The organism is Vibrio sp. YT-19(2023) (genome assembly GCF_033337395.1).
In genome coordinates, this window is sequence record NZ_JAWOQN010000422.1 from 1 (window position 1) to 747 (window position 747).

Sequence of the window (747 nt, forward strand, 5' to 3'; positions counted from 1 at the left end):
AAAGAACTGCCTATCGTCACGGGTTATGCATACTGCAAAGAAGGTTTGATGCACACTTATGACCGAGGCTACAGTGAAATGACGTTCAGTCGTATTGCCGCTATCACCAAAGCAGACCTAGCCATCATCCATAAAGAATACCATTTGAGCTCAGCGGACCCGCGCGTGGTCGGCCCAGAGAAAGTGTTGCCAATTGGAAGCACGAACTACGATGTAGCGGATCAACTTGCTAACTTGGGCATGGAGGCGATTCATCCCAATGCTGCCGCTGGTTTGCGCGAAAGTGGGATTGAGCTGCAAATCAAAAACACGTTTGAGCCAGAACATGAAGGTACGTTGATATCTTCAGGGTATCGCCCAGAAGAAGACAAAGTGGAAATCATCGCAGGTAAAGAAAAGGTCTTCGCACTGCACTTGTTCGATCAAGCGATGGTCGGCAAGGTTGACAACGTGAGTTACGAATTGATGGAAATCATCTCTGATGCACGCGTCAGCTTGATCGGTAAAGAGATGAACGCTAACTCGATTACGTATTACCTTGGCGGTAGCTCGGACAGCTTAAACAAAGTGTTATACAAGGCCGAAAAACGTTACCCGAATGCCTCCATTAAAGGGCGAATGGTTGCGCTAATTTCAGCCATCGGTTCACACATCGACACTAACAAAACGTTAGCGAAGGGCGTCCTTTCTCTCATGAACAGTGGTGTCACACCGGTGGCGTTGCACTCTTCGTTGCGTAATGTAAAC

Annotated in this window: 1 pseudogene; it reads left to right on the forward strand. The window is 47.9% G+C overall.

From position 1 onward, the window contains the following. Positions 1-747, forward strand: a pseudogene (locus R7E78_RS26300) (aspartate kinase); the annotation flags it as partial.